We start from the raw sequence: 17,238 nt of genomic DNA on the forward strand, positions 1-17,238 counted from the left end.
GAGGCAAAGTTAATTATGCTGCAACTGCGCTTTTTCTTATCCAATCAACTTGCTGAGCAATGGGATACCGGGAGTTAAAAGCTCCCGATATGCCGCTTAAATATACCCGGCAGGGTTAAAGCAAAAATTCGATTAAAAAAAGTGGAGTAGAAAATGCAAAGGTTCACCATGAAGCCAGCGCGGCTCGGCACGCTGAGCGGTGCCGTTTCGCTGGCGCTTGCCTCGATGGCCGGCAGCACCCCCGCGATCGCGCAGCAGCAGGCCGCCACCGAGTCCGCCGAACCCATCCAGAAGGTGCAGGTGGTTGCCACCCGCGCATCGCAGCAGTCCGGCATCGAACGCAAGAAGAACGCCGCCACGGCGATGGACTCGATCGTGGCCGAGGACGTGGGCGCGTTTCCTGACCGGAACGTGGCCGAGGCGATCTCGCGGATCGCCGGCATCGCCGTCGAACGCGGCGACTTCGGCGAAGGCACCAGCGTGGCCGTGCGCGGCAACTCGCCGGACGTGACCCGGGTGGAAATCGACGGCCAGGGCGTGCAGGCCGGCGGCGGCACCGATCTCAATGGGGGCGGCAGCGGCCGGGGCGTGGAACTGCGCGAGATCTCCGCCGACCTGATCAAAAGCGTGGACATCGTCAAGGGCGCCACCGCCGACATGACCGAAGGCTCGTTGGGTGGCGGCGTGATCATCAAGACCCGCACAGGCCTCGACTTCAAGAAGCCTTTCTATTCGCTGCGCCTGGCCGGCTCGCAAACCTCCTTGAACAAGGACTGGACGCCGGACGGCAACCTGGTGCTGGCCAACCAGTTCCTCAAAGGGCGGCTGGGCGTCGTGTTCAACGCCTCAGCTTCGCAGGTGCGCAACGAAGGGCACTCGGCGCAGAATTCGGCCAACAGTTCGGGTTATGCCCGCGCCATCGATTTCGACGGGTCACCGGAAAAAACCTTTTCATACCAACCGGGCACGGTCGACACGGGCAACGCCAGCGCCACCCAGCCATTCGTGCGCAGCGAGCTCGCTTCCGGCAGTGGCTACTTCGACGCGGCTACGCCGCTGGACCTGATCACACGCTCGGCGGCGGCACAAAGCAAGGCGGATTGCTATGCGGCGTTTCCGAACCTGACACAGGCGCAGGTCAATTCGATCAAGGAAGGCAATACCCGCACCGGTGCGATCAACCAGCGCGGCAACGAACAGCTGACCTGCCTGAACCAGTGGAACGACTACACGCCGGCATTGCTGCGCTACATGCAGAAAAAGCAGATCGACAAGCGCCGCTCGTTCGACCTGCGGCTGGACTTCAAGGTGAACGACGAGCTGACCGTATACGGCAAAGGCAGTTACCAGCGCCGCCGCGTGGACGACAACGCCCTCACCTATGGCCTCGGTGGCGTGTCCATCAATCCGGCAGCGACCGCCAGCCCCACGTACAGCGGCGCGGCATACACTGAAAATAGCGCCACCAACACGCTCGTGCCAGTAGCGGGGTCCGGCTACTACAGCTATGCGACGCCGACATGGCGGACCGGCAACTACCCATGGTCGAACTCGGTTGTCAACATCAACCCGGCTTCCGTAACGGTGGACGCGAACCACCACGTGACCGGTTTCACGATCGCCGATGGCAACGCCAGCACGGACCAGATCCACAATATCATGGAAACCAGCAGCCGTTACCTGCAGCTGGGCGGTACCTACCGCAAGGGCGGCCTGCTGGCCGAGTTTATGGCGGGCGATGCAAAGTCCGATTTCACGCGCGGCGACAAGCGCACCACCTTCACCTACAACTATGGACCGGCCACGCTCTCGGTGCTGCCGAATGGCCTGTGGTCATACGCCTTCCCGGAAGGCGGCGGCCCGTCCGCCGCCACACCGGCGCAGTATGCGACGCTGCGGCCCGCATCAGCCGCCCTGGCCGCGGTGAAGGCAGCCGGCAATGTCGTCAGCGGCGTGCCGGCCTATACGATCGCGCAGCAACCCCTGACGAGCCAGGCGCCGCAGATCACATGGACGCCCAAGATCAGCGACACCAGCGAACGCACCGCGAAGCTCGACCTGACCTATGCGCTGCCAGGTGAAGTGCCTTTCCTGACCCGGCTGAAGACGGGCTTCAATTTCCGCGATACGTCGGGCAACAGCTGGGGTGCCGGTGGCTATGAGGCGAAGACGGCCGTTGGCACCTACGGCGAGGCGGGCTACCAGCGCGCCGTGCTGGTGCCGTCGGCCAACGTGCGCAGTTCGTTCATCGCCTGCCAGGACACACCGGGCTCGCTGGGTGCGGGCGGCAAGCCATGCCAGTACGGTTATGTGCCGAGCAATTCCTATGCGGCGAACTCGATCCAGTCCGGCCAGGCCGTGCTGACCCAGGCACAGTTCCAGGACATTATCGCGCAGTCGATGAATCAGGCCGCCAACCAGTTCTTTTCCGGCGCAAAAGATCGTCCGGCCGAGCTGATCAATGGCTGGACCGGGCTCGATGTCGAGAAAGTATTCGCCATGGCAAACCTGCCGAACGTGAACTACAACTGTGTCAAGGAGTGCACCGGCACGGATGGCCAGGTGTACCAGCAGCCGGTGAGCAAGTTCCGCGAGCGCACCCGGTCCGGCTACCTCATGACCGACTTCGCGCTCGACCATGTACCCTTCAGCGAGCGCCCGCTTCCGTTTGGCATGGAGTTCGACGGCAATGCCGGTGTCCGCATCGTCAATACCCGGGTCGAAGGGTCGGGCAACATGACGTTCACCTCGATCGTTCCGACAGCCAATTACGACCCGCTGAGGCCGAATGCCGCCGGCGGTACGGTGACGGCGTCGGTCACGAAAGCCACTACCATGCAGGCCAGCGCGACGGATTACCTGCCGATCTGGAACCTGGCGCTGTGGGTGGTGCCGGACCAGTGGGTGGTGCGCTGGCACCAGTCCAAATCGGTGGCACGGCCAGGCGTGAGTTCTCTGCTGCCATCGGGGACCTGCACGTTTGACGCAAGGAACCTGCTCACCAACGACGACGCGGACATGCGCTGCTCCGGCACGATCGGCAATCCGGCGTTGCGGCCGCAGTCGAACCGTAATCAGAACTTGTCCGTGGAGTGGTACCCGAACATCGACTCGACGTTCTCGGTTACCGCGTTCCGCCAGAAAGGCAAGATCGGCCCGGCATTTACGACCGGTGTCAGCGGCGTGAAGGTGTTCCAGGGCTCGAACCTGGTCGATCCGCAAACCGGCGCACCGCTCGACGACGTCGACTTCAGCTACAACACATACGAGAACGGTGCCGCCACCACACGCAAGGGTTTCGAGGTCTCGTCGAAGACGGCGTTCACCTTCCTGCCATGGCGCCTGCGCTACTTGGGCGTGGACCTGAACTACACGAAGCTGCGCTCGGCGACGTCTGCCGTCAACGTGGTGGATCTGCTCACGGGTGATCCACTGCCGCCGGCACGCGAGTCGAAGTACTCGTACAACTGGTCGCTGTGGTACGACGACGGCAAGCTGTCGGCCCGCGTGGCGGTGCAGGCGGTCGCCGAGTACTTCACCTGCATCGCGTCGTGCGGCGGCACCGCGGTGAACAACTATCCGAGCGCCGGCGGCGGCAGCCGGATCAATGTGCAACCTTATAACCCGGGTTCGCCGAACTTCCGCGATGCCAACCGCTTCATCGATGCCAAGATCGCGTACCGCATCAACGATTCGATCGAGGTATTCGCCGAGGGCCGCAACCTGGGCAAGGAAGGCACGTCGAACAGCCAGGGAAAATATGCCGCATTCGCCGATGGCACGCCGAACCTGAACGACTACGCATATCCGGGCCGGCGCCTCATGGTGGGCATCAACCTGCGCAACTGATGGGGCAGCAAAGCGATGGCGACAGGCCGCGCGCCTGCCGCCGCGCCATCATCGGCACAGCGCGCTGCGCGGCCGGCCGCAGGCGATCAGGCTGCCGATATCCGGGTTCGACAGGTACTCCGTGTGCCCCCGCACGGGGTCCTGGAACAACCCGAAATACGTGGGCGCGTTCGACACCAGCACGTTGAACACGCCGGCGCCCGCCTCGCGGTAACGCTCCGGCGGCAAGGTATAGCTCAGCACGTCGCTGGGGTCGCTGAACGCCACCAGCATCAGCGTCGGCACGGCGCGCGGGATGGCCAGCGGGTTGGCCAATGGGTTGGCCAATGGTACCCGGCGCTTCTGCAGCAGGCGTTGCAGGCTGTCCGGCGACGGCGCCTGCATGACTGTCCGTTTTTCCGTAGCCGTTCCCGCCTCCGCGCCGGACGGCGCACGCGCCGCTTCATCGAGCGGCTGGTCCGCCAGGTGCAGCAGCGGAAGCTGGTTGGCGGCCATCACCAGCCACACGGCCCGCCGCATCTCGCGCGCCGCCACCTGGGCCGCGCGGCTGGCGGCCGGTTCTTCCGCCATTCGCAGCAGCGTGTCGAACAGGATCTTGCTGCCCAGGCTTTCCGAGATCACCACCAGCGGCGCCGTCGGATCGGCTTCCTCGGTGGCCGCCAGGATCGCTTCGCGCATCCGCAGCTGGATCTGGTCGCGCGCCGCGCCCTGGTAGACCAGCGCATCGGGCAGGCAATCGTCGAGCAGCCAGTCCTTCACCTTCGCATTGAGTTTCGCGCGCACGGCCGTGAACGGCGGCGCGCCGGTGCAGATGGGGGATTTGTCGGTCTGGTCGTAGCACAGCTGCTGCTTGAGCGGTGTCGTCAGCGGAGACCAGATCAGCGACGTGAAGCGGATCCTGCCGTGCGGCGTGCCGACATCGATCGGCACGATCTCGATGGCCGGCCCCGCCAGGCGCTGCGTTTGTCCCTGTGGCACCGGCGTCACGTTCGCCGCCAGCTGGGCAGCCAGCGTGCCCACCGTCGCCTTCGCCCATGCCGCATCGTGGGTGCAGATGCCGTGCACCAGCAGCACGTCCGCCTTGCGGTCCGGGGCACGCGCCGTGAAATCGATCAGGCCGGGAAACCTGGCATCCGCTTCCAGGAACTGGGGCGGGCGGTAGGGCAGCGTGCAGCCGGCAAGGCATGCCGCGGCCAGCAGGAGAAGGGTGCGCATGGCGGTTTCCTCGGTGGGGGCGAATCCCCATCTTTGCGCTGCCGAACTCTCTTCGCTTGCGGCAGATCAAACCATGCGCATGAATGCCGTCATTCGACGACGATCACCCTGGCCGCGCCATCCACGTTCCGCACGAAGCGCACCACCGCATCGGTCGACACCGTGTCGATCTGGCCCGCCATGCGGCGGTCGAACGGGTGATCGTCGAACGCCACGTTGGCGCGTAACATGCGCGCGCCCAGCCGCGTGACGCTGGGCACGTACACGGTGATCGGCGCGAAGCCCGCCCCCTTCAGCCAGGCCTGCGCTTCCTCGCGCGTTTCCACCTGGCCGGCGGGCGCGCCCGCCGCCGCATACGTTTCGAGCACCCACTGGTTCGAATTCTGGTAGCGCGTCGACCAGGCGTAGGACAGCATGTTGTAGTTGGCATGGTGCAGGCGGCGCGCGGTGCGGGTCGTCACCAGCTGTGCCAGCCGCGCTTGCGCGTCGGGGCCGGGAATGACCACCTGCGCTTCATAGCGGAACAGGCCGGCGAGGAAGAAGTTGCCCAGGCCTTCGTTGTATAGCGCGGAGGCCGCGGTTCCGCACCCGTTCAGTTCGTGCACGACGGTCCAGCGCCCGGCCGGGTGGTCGCGCACCACGATGCCCATGTGGGAATAGCGCAGCCCGTACTTGCCCAGATCCTGGCCGGCGCGCGATACCAGCGCCACCTGGGCACCGCTCGCATCGAGCGCCTGGAACGTGCGTTGCGCGAGGTCGAGCGACTTCACGGCGTCCGTCACCGCCATCGGCGCTTCGTCGCACGGCTGGCCCGCCCACGCGGGCGCGGCCAGCGCCACCCAGGCCGCAAGCAGCAGCCGCTGTTTCACTTCACCTCCGCATGATGCAGCAGCGCCTTGCCCGCTTCGTTCGGGATGAACGCGATGGCCTTGCCGGAGGCGACCAGCAGGTGGCCGGTGGCCGTCGCCGACACGTCCACCACGGTGCCGGCGGCCACCGACAGGCCCTCGGCCGCCTTGCCGGACAGCCGCACGGTGGCGCGGCTGCCGTCCGCCGCGCTGCGCAGCAGCAGGTCGACGCCTTCGCCGGTCTTTTCCATCGCGACGAAGACGACGCTGCCGGCAATCGCCACCGACACGAGCGAACCGCCGACGACGATGCCCGACACTTCGCCGGCTGCATGGGACGGACTGGATGCATCGGCGGCCCGCGCCGCGACAGGAGCGGTGGCACAGGCAAGCGAGAGCAGGGTGGCGAGCAGCAGGCGTTTCATGATGCGTTCCGTATGAGTACAGTGAGCACGCATCATCGGCCCGGCCGCGCAGGCCGGCAACCGCAATCCCGCCAGTCGCGCGGCACCCCTGCTAGAGTATCGGAAAGCGATACTTTTTGACGAGGAGGGACGTATGTCGAGCAGCGTGATGCTGGTGGAAGGGCTGAAACGGGAGTTGAAGGCGCATGGCATCACCTATGCCGAACTGGCGCGGCGCATCGGCATGTCCGAAGCCAGCGTCAAGCGCATGTTCGCGCAACGCAGCTTCACGCTGCAGCGGCTCGACGAGGTGCTGGCCGCCGCCGGCATCGACCTGCTCGACCTGACCCGCTCCGCGCTGGAGGCGCCGAAGCTGATCGACCAGCTCACGCAGGCGCAGGAGGAAGAACTGATCGGCGACCCGAAGCTGCTGCTGGTCGCCGTGGCGGCGCTGAACGGCGTGCCGGTCGATGAAATCGTGGCGGCGTTCACGCTGACGGAAGCGGAAGCGGTGAAACACCTGCTGCGGCTGGACAGGATCGGCTTCCTGGTGCTCAAGCCGAACAACCGCATCAAGCTGCTGGTGGCGCGCACCTTCGGCTGGATTCCGAACGGCCCGATCCAGACATGGTTCCGGCACGAGGCCGCCGGCGATTACCTCGATGCGCGTTTCGACGGCCCCGGCGAGCTGCTGCGCCTGTTCAGCGTGATGCTGTCGCCGTCCTCCACGAGCGCGCTGCTCGAACGCCTGCGCCAGGTGGCGGACGACTTTTCGCAGCAGCACCAGGCCGACGCCCGGCTGCCGTACGAAGGGCGGCGCGCCATCACGTTCATGCTGGCCGCGCGGCCCTGGCTGCCGGAGGCCTTCGCGGCGCTCCGGCGGCCAGGCGCCGCGGTGGCGCAATGAACCGAAAACTTACCGGCGCAGCGCGCGCAGTACCGGCTGCAGCACCGCGGCACCCAGTTTCATCGAGCGGGCGCCGTTCCAGCCGTTGACCGGGTCCGGGTCGTTGGCGTTGTCCTTGAACGGCAGTTCCAGCGTCAGCGACAGGCAGCCGAACAGGTGGGTGATGTGCGGCGAACCCATCGTCAGCACTTCGGGCGAAAACGGCGCGTCCGGGTAGCCGAATTCGCTCTGGAAGTCGGGGCTGGCGATCTTGAAGTCCTCGATGAAGCTGTCCTGCTCGGCCTTCTGCGCGGGCGTGAAGTTTTCCAGCGAATCGCTGCCGGCCACGAACACGTAGGGCAGGCCTTCGTCGCCGTGCACGTCCAGGAACAGGTCGCAGCCGGTTTCCCGCATCTTTTCCTTGACCAGGAAGACTTCCGGGCTGCGTTCCATCGTCGGCGTGTTCCACTCGCGGTTCAGGTTCGCGCCGGCCGCGTTGGTGCGCAGGTTGCCGCGCACCGAGCCGTCCGGGTTCATGTTCGGCACCACGTAGAACACGGCATCCTTCAGGCACTGGCTGGCGAACGCATCGGCCGGGTCGAGCAGCGCTTCGACCATGCCTTCGACGAACCACTCGGCCATCGTTTCGCCCGGATGCTGGCGCGCGATGACCCACACCTTCTTCGGCGCATCCGGGTCGCCGATGACCAGCATGTTCAGGTCGCGGCCATCCACGGTGGAACCCAGGTCGACCAGTTCGGTCAGCGGCGAAAGCTGGGCATTGTCGAGCAGCGACAGGTGGCGTTCCCACGAATACGGCTCGAAGTAGGCGTAGTACACGCTGTCGTACTCGGGCGCATGCTCGATCGTCATCATGTCGCCGTCGAAGCTGGTGGGCACGCGGAACCACGTGTCGCGGTCGTAGCTGGCCACCGCCTGGTAATCCTTCCAGCCATCCGGGTAGGCGGCGCTGCCGGCGTTCAGGAAGCGGATCGTCAGCGGCACGTCGCGCGCGCCCTGCACGCGGAAATAGAACCACTGGGTGATGTCCGCGTGGGAGTCGCTGCGGATGTTCAGGTCGATGTCGCCGGCGCTGGTAACGCCGACGAGATCGATGGCGCCGGCGTCGAACTGGCTGCTGATCTTGATAGACATTGTGTGTCCCTGTTGTTGAATTGGCGCGCCGTGGCGCGAGGCCGCCATGATAACGGCTTTGTAGCGGAAACGCAGCCGGAAGGACTACAATGGCTCGTCCATTCAAGAGGAGGCCGACGATGCAGCGCCGTTCCTTTCTGACCCGGTCCGCCGCCGTGGCGGGCACCGCTTCCCTGGCCGGCGGCATCACCACGCCCGCCATTGCGCAAACGCAGCCGGCCGTCAGCTGGCGCCTGGCATCGAGCTTCCCGAAAACGCTGGACACGATCTACGGCTCGGCCGACGCATTCGCCAGGCGCGTGGCCCAGCTCACCGGTGACAGGTTCCAGATCCGCCAGTTCGCGGCCGGCGAGATCGTGCCCGGCCTGCAGGTGATGGACGCGGTGCAGGCCGGCACGGTCGAGATCGGCCACACGCCGGCCTACTATTATTTCGGCAAGGATGCCACGTTCGCCTTCGATTGCGCGGTGCCGTTCGGGCTCACGTCGCGCCAGCAGACGGCCTGGTTCGACCAGGGCGGCGGCCGCGAACTGCTGCGCGAGTTCTACCGCGGCTACGGCATCGTCAATTTCATGGGCGGCAATACCGGCGTGCAGATGGGCGGCTGGTATCGCAAGGAAATCCGCTCGGTGGCCGACCTGAAGGGCCTGAAGATGCGCGTGGCCGGTTTCGCGGGCCGCGTGATGGAGCGGATGGGCGTGGTGCCGCAGCAGATCCCTGCCGGCGACGTCTACGCCGCGCTCGAAAAGGGCACGATCGATGCGGCCGAATGGGTCGGCCCCTACGACGATGAAAAGCTCGGCCTCGTGCGCGTGGCCCCGCATTACTACGCGCCGGGCTGGTGGGAAACGGGGCCGCAGCTGTCGTTCCTCGTCAACGGCAGGCAATGGGACCGGTTGCCGAAGCAATACCAGGCGGCGATCGAGGCGGCAGCGTACGAATGCCATGTGCGCATGCAGGCCGGCTACGACGCGCGCAACCCCGGCGCGCTGGCGCGGCTGCTGAAGAACGGCGCGAAGCTGCACAACTTCGGCAAGGATGTGATGGATGCGGCCTACCGGCACGCCGGCGCGGTGATGGAGGAAGAAGCGGCGAAGAACGCGAAATTCCGCAAGATCTACGAGCCGTGGAAGAAGTTCCGGCACGACCAGAACCAGTGGGCGTCCGTGGCCGAGGCGGCGATGCAGAATTACCTGATCACCGCGGGCCGCCGCTGAGCCCGGTTTTTACCGTTCGACAGGGCTAGGTCAGCCCACCGAAGCGCTCGAAGAACGCGGGCGCGGCAGCGGCGATATCGGCCTGCTCGCGTTGCAGCGTGGCGAGCACGTGCTCTCCAGCCAGGGCATGGGTGAGCCGGTACAGCTCGCGCGCGAGATCGTAGGCGGCGGCGCCCGGCCACGGCTCCGGCAGCAGTTCGACCGGCAGCTGCGGATCGTGCAGCTGCACGCGCCGGTAGGCGTGGATCAGCAGCGTGCGCACGATGAATGCCTGTTGCGGCGAAAGATCTGCTGCAAGCAGCGACCGTAGCGGCGCGAAGCGGTCGATGAACCGTTCGTAGCCCGCCGCCACTTCGCTCAAATCCCATCCTTCGGCGATCAGGTCCGCCAGGGGCTTGCCCTGCACGCCGGGCAGCTGGGCCGCCTGCACCACGTACACCTTGCCGCGCATGTCCAGCCGGGCCAGCAGGTCGTCCAGCGCCTCGGCATTGCCGGCGGGATGCCCGGCGATGCCCGGCGCCACCACGCTGTAGCCCTCCCACAGCAATTCCTTGCGCAGCGACGCCCGCTCGGCCGGCGACAGGGCGTTGGTGCCGAGCACGAACGTCCAGCTGCCGTGCCAGTGCACGCTGGGTGGCGCGTACACGCGCCGGTACGCCCGCGCGAAGCGCTGTACCGCCGCCGGCGTGATCGTGTAGTTGCTGCGCCGCCCGTCGCGCTGCGATACCAGCCAGCCCTCCTGCGCCAGCCGGAAGACGGACGTGCGCAGCAGCCGGTCGTTGACGCCGAACGGCGCCAGCAGCTCGATCAGGCTGCCCAGCCAGGCCAGCCCGCCGTGGGGGACGATCGCATCGCCGAAGATCGTCATCACCAGCGACTTCGAGCGCGGTGGCTCCTCCGTCAGGAAGCGGTCGATCCAGTCATTCAAATCATTGTTCATGCCGCCATTGTACCCAGCCGAACAAGATACGGAATTTGGATATGACACACAAAATTCGTTTTCAAATAAAATTCTGTATCGTATGATGGATGAAACAGGAGGAGGCGAGCATGTACGCACAAATGGTGGAGACCGGGCTGAAGAACGTCCGCACCGCGGAAGAAATGAGCGAGCAGGAGCGTGCCTTCCAGGCGCGCATCGACGACGGCATCCGGATCGAGCCGAAGGACTGGATGCCCGAGGCTTACCGCAAGACGCTGATCCGCCAGATCTCGCAGCATGCCCACTCGGAGATCGTGGGCCAGCTGCCGGAAGGGAACTGGGTGACCCGCGCGCCCACGCTCAAGCGCAAGTCGATCCTGCTGGCGAAGATCCAGGACGAGGCGGGCCACGGGCTGTACCTGTACAGCGCGGCCGAAACGCTGGGCGTCTCGCGCGACGAGCTGCTGCAGGCGCTACACGCCGGCAAGGCGAAATATTCGAGCATCTTCAATTACCCCACGCTGTCGTGGGCGGACATGGGCGCCATCGGCTGGCTCGTCGACGGCTCCGCGATCATCAACCAGATTCCGCTGTGCCGCTGCTCGTACGGCCCGTACGCGCGGGCGATGATCCGCGTCTGCAAGGAAGAGTCGTTCCACGCCCGCCAGGGCTACGACATCATGATGGCGCTGGCGCGCGGCACGCCTGAACAGAAGGCGATGGCGCAGGATGCGCTGAACCGCTGGTGGTGGCCGTCGCTGATGATGTTCGGCCCGTCGGATGCGGAATCGGTCAACAGCGCGCAATCGAGCCGCTGGCGCATCAAGCTGTTCTCCAACGACGAGCTGCGCCAGCGCATGGTCGACCAGACCGTGCCCCAAGCCGAATTCCTTGGCCTCACGGTGCCCGATCCCGACCTGAAATGGAATGCGGAACGGGGCCACTACGACTTCGGCGCCATCGACTGGCAAGAGTTCCACGAGGTTTTGAAAGGCAACGGCCCCTGCAACCGCGAGCGCCTGCGCACGCGCGTGAAGGCTTACGAAGACGGCCAGTGGTTCCGCGATGCGCTGGTGGCCCATGCGGACAAGCATGCGCAGGCCCGGGCGGCGGCCTAGTTCAAAAAAATACATGGAGACAAGCATGAGCAAGGAATGGCCCCTGTGGGAAGTGTTCATCCGCAGCCAGCACGGCCTGGCCCACAAGCACGTGGGCAGCCTGCACGCGCCGGATGCGGAAATGGCGATGAACAACGCGCGCGACGTCTACACGCGCCGCAACGAGGGCGTGTCGATCTGGGTGGTGCGCGCGGCGGACATCGCCGCCAGCAGCCCGTTCGACAAGGGCGCGCTGTTCGAGCCCGCCAACAGCAAGGTCTACCGCCACCCCACGTTCTTCCCGATGCCGGAAGAAGTCAAGAACCTGTAAGGCGGCACGATGGACGCGAAAACTGCTGACTTGACCACGTATCTGCTGCGCCTGGGCGACAACGCCCTGGTGCTGAGCCAGCGCCTCTCCGAGCTGTGCGGCAAGGGCCCGGCGCTGGAAGAAGACATGGCGCTGACCAACGTGGCGCTCGACCTGCTGGGCCAGGCGCGCCTGTGGTTCACCTATGCCGGCGAACTCGAAGGCCGCGGCCGCGACGAGGATGCGCTGGCCTACCGGCGCGACGCGCACGATTTCCATAACGTGCTGCTGGTCGAACAACCGAACGGCAACTACGCGCACACGCTGATGCGCCAGTTCTACTTCGACACGTGGCATTACTTCCTGATGGGCGCGCTGGTGCGGTCCTCCGACCCGCGCATCGCCGGCATCGCCGAAAAATCGCTGAAGGAAGTCACTTATCACCTGCGCCGCAGCGGCGACCTCGTCGTGCGCCTCGGCGACGGCACGGCGCTCAGCCACGAATACACGCAAACCGCCGCCGACGAGCTGTGGATGTTCACCGGCGAAGTGTTCAACTACGACGGCGTGGACGGGCAGATGGTGGCCGCCGGCATTGCCCCGGCCGCGAGCGAACTGCGCGCGCAATGGCTGGCCCACGTGGCGGAGATCTTCGCCGAAGCCACGCTGGCGATGCCGTCGCCCGATGCATGGATGCAGAAGGGCGGCAAGCAGGGCCGCCACAGCGAACACCTGGGCTACCTGCTGGCCGAGATGCAGTTCCTGCAGCGCGCCTATCCCGGCGCGCAGTGGTGAAAATGCGGGTGATTGCGATGATGACCGCCGCCCCCGATGAAGCCACCGTGTGGACCTGGCTCGCCGACGTGGCCGATCCCGAGATCCCCGTGATCTCGGTGGTCGACCTCGGCATCGTGCGCGCCGTCGATGTCGACGATCAAAGCGTCACCGTCACCCTCACGCCCACCTATTCCGGCTGCCCGGCCACGCACGTGATCGAAGCGGCCGTGCGCGAGGCGTTGCAGGCGCAAGGCGTGGCGGATGTGCGCATCGTCACCCGGCTGGCGCCGGCATGGACCACCGACTGGCTCAGCGAAGCGGGCAGGCAAAAGCTGCAAGGCTACGGCATCGCCCCGCCGGCGCAGCGGGTGATCGACATTTCCGGCCTGCGCGGCGGCCTGGCCGCCGCCGTCTCGCGCTCGCCGCTGCACCGCGCCGGCGCGCCCGCGGTCGCCTGCCCGCACTGCGGTTCCATGCATACCGAGCTCACGAGCCAGTTCGGCTCCACGCCGTGCAAGGCGCTGTACAGGTGCCGCGACTGCGCCGAACCGTTCGATTACTTCAAGTGCCACTGAGATGAGCAAATTCTATCCGCTGACCGTCGCCCGCGTGCACAACGAAACCCGCGACTGCGTCGCCGTCACGTTCGCCGTGCCGCCCAAGCTGCAGGGGAGCTTTCAATACCGGCAGGGCCAGCACCTGACCCTGCGCACGCGGATCGGCGACGAAGACGTGCGCCGTTCGTATTCCATCTGCTCGGCCGTTCAGGAGGGCGCGCTGCGCGTGGCCATCAAGCGTACGCCGGGCGGCATGTTCTCCAGCTGGGCCAACGAATCGCTGAAGCAGGGCGCCGTCATCGAAGTGATGCCGCCGATGGGCCACTTCAACGTGCCCCTCGATGCGCAGAACGAACGGAACTACCTGGCGTTCGCGGCCGGCAGCGGCATCACGCCGATCCTGTCGATCGTCAAGACCACGCTGCTGGCGGAACCGCGCAGCCGCTTCACGCTGTTCTACGGCAACCGCTCCTCCTCCTCGGTGATCTTCAGGAACGAACTGATGGAACTGAAGGACCTGTACCTGGATCGCCTGAACATCGTCTACGTGATGAGCCGCGAGCAGCAGGATATCGAACTGTTCAACGGCCGCATCACGAAGGAAAAGACGCAGCAGTTCCTGCAGCACTGGATCGATATCGCCGACTACGACACCGCCTTCATCTGCGGCCCGGAAGACATGATGCTCGGCGTCTCGGCGGCGCTGCAGGAAGCGGGCATGCCGAAATCCGCCATCAAGGTCGAGCTGTTCGCCGCGTCGATCCCGAAGCACCAGCACACGCCGCGCGCGCAGCTCGATGCGCAGGCGGCGCATCATCTCACCGAAGTCACCGTGATCCAGGACGGCAGCGCCGCCACGTTCACGATGGAAAAGGACAAGGAATCGATCCTCGACGCCGGCCTGCGCGCCGGGCTGGAAATGCGCTACTCGTGCAAGGGCGGCGTGTGTTCCACATGCCGCTGCAAGGTGGTCGACGGCAAGGTGGACATGGATGTGAACTACGCGCTGGAAGACTACGAGATCGCGCGCGGCTTCGTGCTGAGCTGCCAGGGTTTTCCGGCGACGGACCGGGTCGTCATCGATTTCGACCAGGCCGAGTAAGTCGAATTACCCCCACAGCAACCCCTGGGGTCAGACCCATCGGGTCTGACCCCGGCCTCTGACTCTGGGTGAAAAGGAGACGCCAATGACCTACGAAAACATCCTGTTCGGCATCGAGAACGGCATCGCCACCCTCACGCTGAACCGTCCCGACAAGCTGAACAGCTTCACCCGGGCCATGCACCTGGAAGTGCGCGACGCCTTCGACAGGATCCGCGCCGACGGCTCCGTGCGCGTGCTGGTGTTCACCGGCGCCGGCCGCGGCTTCTGCGCCGGGCAGGACCTGTCGGACCGCGCCGTGACGGCCGGCGACACCCCGGTCGACCTGGGCGACTCGGTCGAGAAATACTATGCGCCGCTGGTCATGGCGATCAAGGATCTGCCGATGCCGGTGATCTGCGCCGTCAACGGCGTGGCGGCCGGTGCCGGCGCCAACCTGGCGCTGGCGTGCGACATCGTGCTGGCCGCGAAATCGGCCTCGTTCATCCAGTCGTTCTGCAAGCTGGGCCTGATCCCGGACACGGGCGGCACCTGGCACCTGCCGCGGCTGGTCGGGCCGGCGCGGGCGATGGGGCTGGCCATGCTGGGCGACAAGCTGTCCGCCGACCATGCCGAGCAGTGGGGCCTGATCTGGAAGGCGCTGCCGGACGACGTGCTGATGACCGAGACGATGGCGATGGCCGAACACTTCGCCTGCGCGCCCACGAAAGGCCTTGCCTTCACCAAGCGCGCGATGCAGCTCGGTGCCTGCAACTCGCTGCACGCCCAGCTGAAGCTGGAAACGGACATGATGCGCGAGCTGGGCAACAGCCACGACTACCGCGAAGGCGTGGCGGCCTTCATCGCCAAGCGCACTCCGCACTTCAAGGGGGAATGATGGTTGCAATCGCACGGGATTCCGTCATCGCCGTCGTCGGCAGCGGCGCCATGGGCGCCGGCATCGCGCAGGTGGCGGCGGCCGCCGGCCATACCGTCAGGCTGTACGATGCCCGGCCGGACGCGCTGAACAAGGCCATCGACGATATCGCCGGCACGTTCGGCAAGCTGGCGGCGAAAGGCAAAATGAGCACCGCCGATGCCGAAGCCGCGCGCGGCCGGCTGCATGCCGCGGCATCGCTGGACGAGCTGGCCGATGCCGCGCTGGTGATCGAGGCGATCGTCGAGGACCTCGATGCAAAGCGCGCGCTGTTCATGGCGCTGGAAGGCATCGTCGCGGACGATGCGATCCTGGCCACCAACACATCGTCGATCTCGGTGACCGCGATCGCCGCGCCGCTGCGCCGGCCGGAACGCCTCGCCGGCATGCATTTCTTTAATCCGGTGCCGCTGATGGCGCTGGTGGAAGTGGTCAGCGGCCTGGCCACCGACCGCGCCGTCGCGCAAGCCGTGCACGCTATCGCCGCCGCCTGGGGCAAGAACCCGGTGCATGCGAAATCCACGCCCGGCTTCATCGTCAACCGGGTGGCACGGCCGTACTACGCCGAAGCGTGGCGGCTGCTGAACGAGGGCGCCGCCGATCCGGCCACGCTGGACGCGGTGATGCGCGAGGCGGGCGGCTTCCGGATGGGACCGTTCGAACTGATGGACCTGATCGGCCACGACGTCAATTACGCCGTCACGAAATCCGTGTTCGACGCGTATTACGGCGATCCCCGCTTCACACCCTCGGTGCTGCAGCGCGACATGGTCGATGCCGGCTTCCTGGGCCGCAAATCGGGCCGCGGTTCCTATCGCTACGGCGACAACGCGATGCCGCCGCAGGCAAGGCATGAGCCGACCTGCCCGCGGCCGGACTACGTGGGCTACAGCCTGGAGGCGGGCGCCAGCAGCGCGCTGACGGCGCCGATGCTGGCGCGCCTCGAAGCGCATGGCATGCAGGTGGCGCGGCGCGTTTCCGCCGAAGGTCACCAGCACCGCGAAGCCCCCGCGTTCCATTGCAACGGCGCCGCCATCTACATGACCGATGGACGCACCGCCACCGCCCGCGCCAGCGCGAACGGGCATGACGATACCGTGGTGTTCGATCTCGTGCTGGATGCGGCCAGCGCCACGCGCATCGCCGTGGCCCGCGCCGACCAGTGCGGCGAAGCCGCGTACCAGGCCGCCGTGGCGCTGTTCCAGTCCGCCGGCTTCGCCGTGACGCGCCTGGACGACGTGCCGGGCCTGGCCGTAATGCGCACCGTGGCGATGCTGGCCAACGAGGCGGCCGACACCGTGCACCAGGGAGTGTGCAGCGCACCGGCCGTGGACATGGCGATGCAAAAGGGCGTCAACTACCCGCGCGGGCCGCTGGCCTGGGCCGACGCGGTGGGCGTGGGCCACATCGTCACGGTGCTCGATAATCTCGCCGCCACATATGGCGAGGACCGCTACCGCGTGTCGCCGATGCTGCGCCGCCGGCAGGCCGCTGGAAAGGCCATCCATGCCGAATGACGCCTCGCCCGTGGATGCGGACCGGGACCCGCTGGCGCTGGCCGAGGCGGCCGGCGCGGCGATGTTCGGGCGCGATCCCGCCAGCCGGGGGCTGGGAATGACGCTCGACGAGATCCGCCCGGGCTACGCCCGCATGTCGATGCGCGTGCGCGGCGACATGCTGAACGGCCACGCAACCTGCCACGGCGGCTTCATCTTCGCCCTGGCGGACAGCGCGTTCGCCTTTGCCTGCAACAGCCATAACCACAACACGGTGGGCGCGGGCTGCACGATCGATTATCTGGCGCCGGGACGCCAGGACGACCTGCTCACCGCCGAGGCGGTCGAGCGGGCGCTCGCCGGCAAGACCGGCATCTACGACGTCGACGTCGTCAACCAGGATGGCCGGCTGATCGCCACGTTCCGGGGCAAGTCGCACCGGGTGGGCGGCACGGTCGTCTGAAGCCCGAGTTTCAAACTGGAGGAG

General features: G+C 66.4%; 16 protein-coding genes. 11 read left to right on the top strand and 5 right to left on the bottom strand.

Going from position 1 to position 17,238, the window contains the following annotated elements; genetic code table 11:
- The first annotated feature begins 153 nt into the window (after nucleotides 1-153).
- Entirely contained in the window at nucleotides 154-3,849 is a 3,696-nt protein-coding gene (locus GJV26_RS17285) for a TonB-dependent receptor (protein WP_229419336.1), read from the top strand.
- Between the two features lie 48 nt (nucleotides 3,850-3,897).
- Here GJV26_RS17285 and GJV26_RS17290 read toward each other — a convergent pair whose 3' ends face one another.
- The 3 genes from GJV26_RS17290 to GJV26_RS17300 all read right to left on the bottom strand — a co-directional run bounded on the left by GJV26_RS17290 (nucleotide 3,898) and on the right by GJV26_RS17300 (nucleotide 6,337).
- Entirely contained in the window at nucleotides 3,898-5,064 is a 1,167-nt protein-coding gene (locus tag GJV26_RS17290) for a hypothetical protein (RefSeq protein WP_155709920.1), read from the bottom strand.
- Nucleotides 5,065-5,153: 89 nt separating this feature from the next.
- Complete coding sequence (locus GJV26_RS17295) at nucleotides 5,154-5,933, bottom strand: DUF2145 domain-containing protein (RefSeq protein WP_229427895.1); 780 nt, start codon at nucleotides 5,931-5,933, stop codon at nucleotides 5,154-5,156.
- The gene (locus GJV26_RS17300; protein ID WP_155709921.1) at nucleotides 5,930-6,337 is read right to left on the bottom strand and encodes a hypothetical protein; all 408 of its coding nucleotides are present in this window, start codon (nucleotides 6,335-6,337) and stop codon (nucleotides 5,930-5,932) included. Before GJV26_RS17300 ends, GJV26_RS17295 begins: the two co-directional genes overlap by 4 nt.
- A gap of 133 nt (nucleotides 6,338-6,470) precedes the next feature.
- Here GJV26_RS17300 and GJV26_RS17305 point away from each other — a divergent pair, with 133 nt between their 5' ends.
- Entirely contained in the window at nucleotides 6,471-7,223 is a 753-nt protein-coding gene (locus tag GJV26_RS17305) for a helix-turn-helix domain-containing protein (protein WP_155709922.1), read from the top strand.
- Nucleotides 7,224-7,232: 9 nt separating this feature from the next.
- On the opposite strand, the gene GJV26_RS17310 is transcribed toward GJV26_RS17305, so the two are convergent.
- Complete coding sequence (locus tag GJV26_RS17310; protein ID WP_155709923.1) at nucleotides 7,233-8,357, bottom strand: M14 family metallopeptidase; 1,125 nt, start codon at nucleotides 8,355-8,357, stop codon at nucleotides 7,233-7,235.
- Nucleotides 8,358-8,476: 119 nt separating this feature from the next.
- Here GJV26_RS17310 and GJV26_RS17315 point away from each other — a divergent pair, with 119 nt between their 5' ends.
- Nucleotides 8,477-9,574: a TRAP transporter substrate-binding protein gene (locus tag GJV26_RS17315; RefSeq protein ID WP_155709924.1), complete on the top strand. Its 1,098-nt coding sequence runs from the start codon at nucleotides 8,477-8,479 to the stop codon at nucleotides 9,572-9,574.
- 25 nt (nucleotides 9,575-9,599) lie between these two features.
- Here GJV26_RS17315 and paaX read toward each other — a convergent pair whose 3' ends face one another.
- Nucleotides 9,600-10,514, bottom strand: a complete 915-nt coding sequence (paaX, locus tag GJV26_RS17320) for a phenylacetic acid degradation operon negative regulatory protein PaaX (RefSeq protein ID WP_155709925.1) — start codon at nucleotides 10,512-10,514, stop codon at nucleotides 9,600-9,602.
- 110 nt (nucleotides 10,515-10,624) lie between these two features.
- On the opposite strand from paaX, the gene paaA reads away from it, so the two are divergent.
- From paaA to paaI, 8 genes are all read left to right on the top strand, one after another.
- Entirely contained in the window at nucleotides 10,625-11,614 is a 990-nt protein-coding gene (gene paaA / locus GJV26_RS17325) for a 1,2-phenylacetyl-CoA epoxidase subunit PaaA (RefSeq protein WP_155709926.1), read from the top strand.
- Nucleotides 11,615-11,639: 25 nt separating this feature from the next.
- Nucleotides 11,640-11,924 carry a 1,2-phenylacetyl-CoA epoxidase subunit PaaB gene (gene paaB, locus GJV26_RS17330; RefSeq protein ID WP_155709927.1) on the top strand — a complete coding sequence of 95 codons (285 nt, stop codon included), beginning with the start codon at nucleotides 11,640-11,642 and terminating at the stop codon, nucleotides 11,922-11,924.
- A gap of 9 nt (nucleotides 11,925-11,933) precedes the next feature.
- A complete protein-coding gene (gene paaC, locus GJV26_RS17335) occupies nucleotides 11,934-12,698 on the top strand; it encodes a 1,2-phenylacetyl-CoA epoxidase subunit PaaC (protein WP_155709928.1) in 765 nt (254 codons plus the stop codon).
- A gap of 17 nt (nucleotides 12,699-12,715) precedes the next feature.
- Nucleotides 12,716-13,255, top strand: a complete 540-nt coding sequence (gene paaD, locus GJV26_RS17340) for a 1,2-phenylacetyl-CoA epoxidase subunit PaaD (RefSeq protein ID WP_155709929.1) — start codon at nucleotides 12,716-12,718, stop codon at nucleotides 13,253-13,255.
- A 1-nt stretch (nucleotide 13,256) separates the two neighbouring features.
- On the top strand, nucleotides 13,257-14,339 hold the full coding sequence (gene paaE, locus GJV26_RS17345) for a 1,2-phenylacetyl-CoA epoxidase subunit PaaE (RefSeq protein ID WP_155709930.1): 1,083 nt from the start codon (nucleotides 13,257-13,259) through the stop codon (nucleotides 14,337-14,339).
- Between the two features lie 85 nt (nucleotides 14,340-14,424).
- Nucleotides 14,425-15,216: a 2-(1,2-epoxy-1,2-dihydrophenyl)acetyl-CoA isomerase PaaG gene (gene paaG, locus GJV26_RS17350; protein ID WP_155709931.1), complete on the top strand. Its 792-nt coding sequence runs from the start codon at nucleotides 14,425-14,427 to the stop codon at nucleotides 15,214-15,216.
- The gene (gene paaH, locus GJV26_RS17355; protein ID WP_155712550.1) at nucleotides 15,216-16,772 is read left to right on the top strand and encodes a 3-hydroxyacyl-CoA dehydrogenase PaaH; all 1,557 of its coding nucleotides are present in this window, start codon (nucleotides 15,216-15,218) and stop codon (nucleotides 16,770-16,772) included. Before paaG ends, paaH begins: the two co-directional genes overlap by 1 nt.
- Entirely contained in the window at nucleotides 16,762-17,214 is a 453-nt protein-coding gene (gene paaI, locus GJV26_RS17360; RefSeq protein ID WP_155709932.1) for a hydroxyphenylacetyl-CoA thioesterase PaaI, read from the top strand. Before paaH ends, paaI begins: the two co-directional genes overlap by 11 nt.
- The last annotated feature ends 24 nt before the right edge of the window (nucleotides 17,215-17,238 follow it).

Source organism: Pseudoduganella dura (assembly GCF_009727155.1).
Classification (GTDB): Bacteria; Pseudomonadota; Gammaproteobacteria; order Burkholderiales; family Burkholderiaceae_D; genus Rugamonas; species Rugamonas dura.

Excerpts from the sequence above, each read along its gene's own strand:
- paaE (WP_155709930.1), top strand. The coding sequence starts at position 13,257 with ATGAGCAAATTCTATCCGCTGACCGTCGCCCGCGTGCACAACGAAACC.
- paaG (WP_155709931.1), top strand. The coding sequence starts at position 14,425 with ATGACCTACGAAAACATCCTGTTCGGCATCGAGAACGGCATCGCCACC.
- GJV26_RS17315 (WP_155709924.1), top strand. The coding sequence starts at position 8,477 with ATGCAGCGCCGTTCCTTTCTGACCCGGTCCGCCGCCGTGGCGGGCACC.
- GJV26_RS17305 (WP_155709922.1), top strand. The coding sequence starts at position 6,471 with ATGTCGAGCAGCGTGATGCTGGTGGAAGGGCTGAAACGGGAGTTGAAG.
- paaX (WP_155709925.1), bottom strand. The coding sequence starts at position 10,514 with ATGAACAATGATTTGAATGACTGGATCGACCGCTTCCTGACGGAGGAG.
- paaH (WP_155712550.1), top strand. The coding sequence starts at position 15,216 with ATGGTTGCAATCGCACGGGATTCCGTCATCGCCGTCGTCGGCAGCGGC.
- GJV26_RS17300 (WP_155709921.1), bottom strand. The coding sequence starts at position 6,337 with ATGAAACGCCTGCTGCTCGCCACCCTGCTCTCGCTTGCCTGTGCCACC.
- GJV26_RS17285 (WP_229419336.1), top strand. The coding sequence starts at position 154 with ATGCAAAGGTTCACCATGAAGCCAGCGCGGCTCGGCACGCTGAGCGGT.
- GJV26_RS17290 (WP_155709920.1), bottom strand. The coding sequence starts at position 5,064 with ATGCGCACCCTTCTCCTGCTGGCCGCGGCATGCCTTGCCGGCTGCACG.
- GJV26_RS17310 (WP_155709923.1), bottom strand. The coding sequence starts at position 8,357 with ATGTCTATCAAGATCAGCAGCCAGTTCGACGCCGGCGCCATCGATCTC.
- paaI (WP_155709932.1), top strand. The coding sequence starts at position 16,762 with ATGCCGAATGACGCCTCGCCCGTGGATGCGGACCGGGACCCGCTGGCG.
- paaC (WP_155709928.1), top strand. The coding sequence starts at position 11,934 with ATGGACGCGAAAACTGCTGACTTGACCACGTATCTGCTGCGCCTGGGC.
- paaA (WP_155709926.1), top strand. The coding sequence starts at position 10,625 with ATGTACGCACAAATGGTGGAGACCGGGCTGAAGAACGTCCGCACCGCG.
- paaD (WP_155709929.1), top strand. The coding sequence starts at position 12,716 with ATGATGACCGCCGCCCCCGATGAAGCCACCGTGTGGACCTGGCTCGCC.
- paaB (WP_155709927.1), top strand. The coding sequence starts at position 11,640 with ATGAGCAAGGAATGGCCCCTGTGGGAAGTGTTCATCCGCAGCCAGCAC.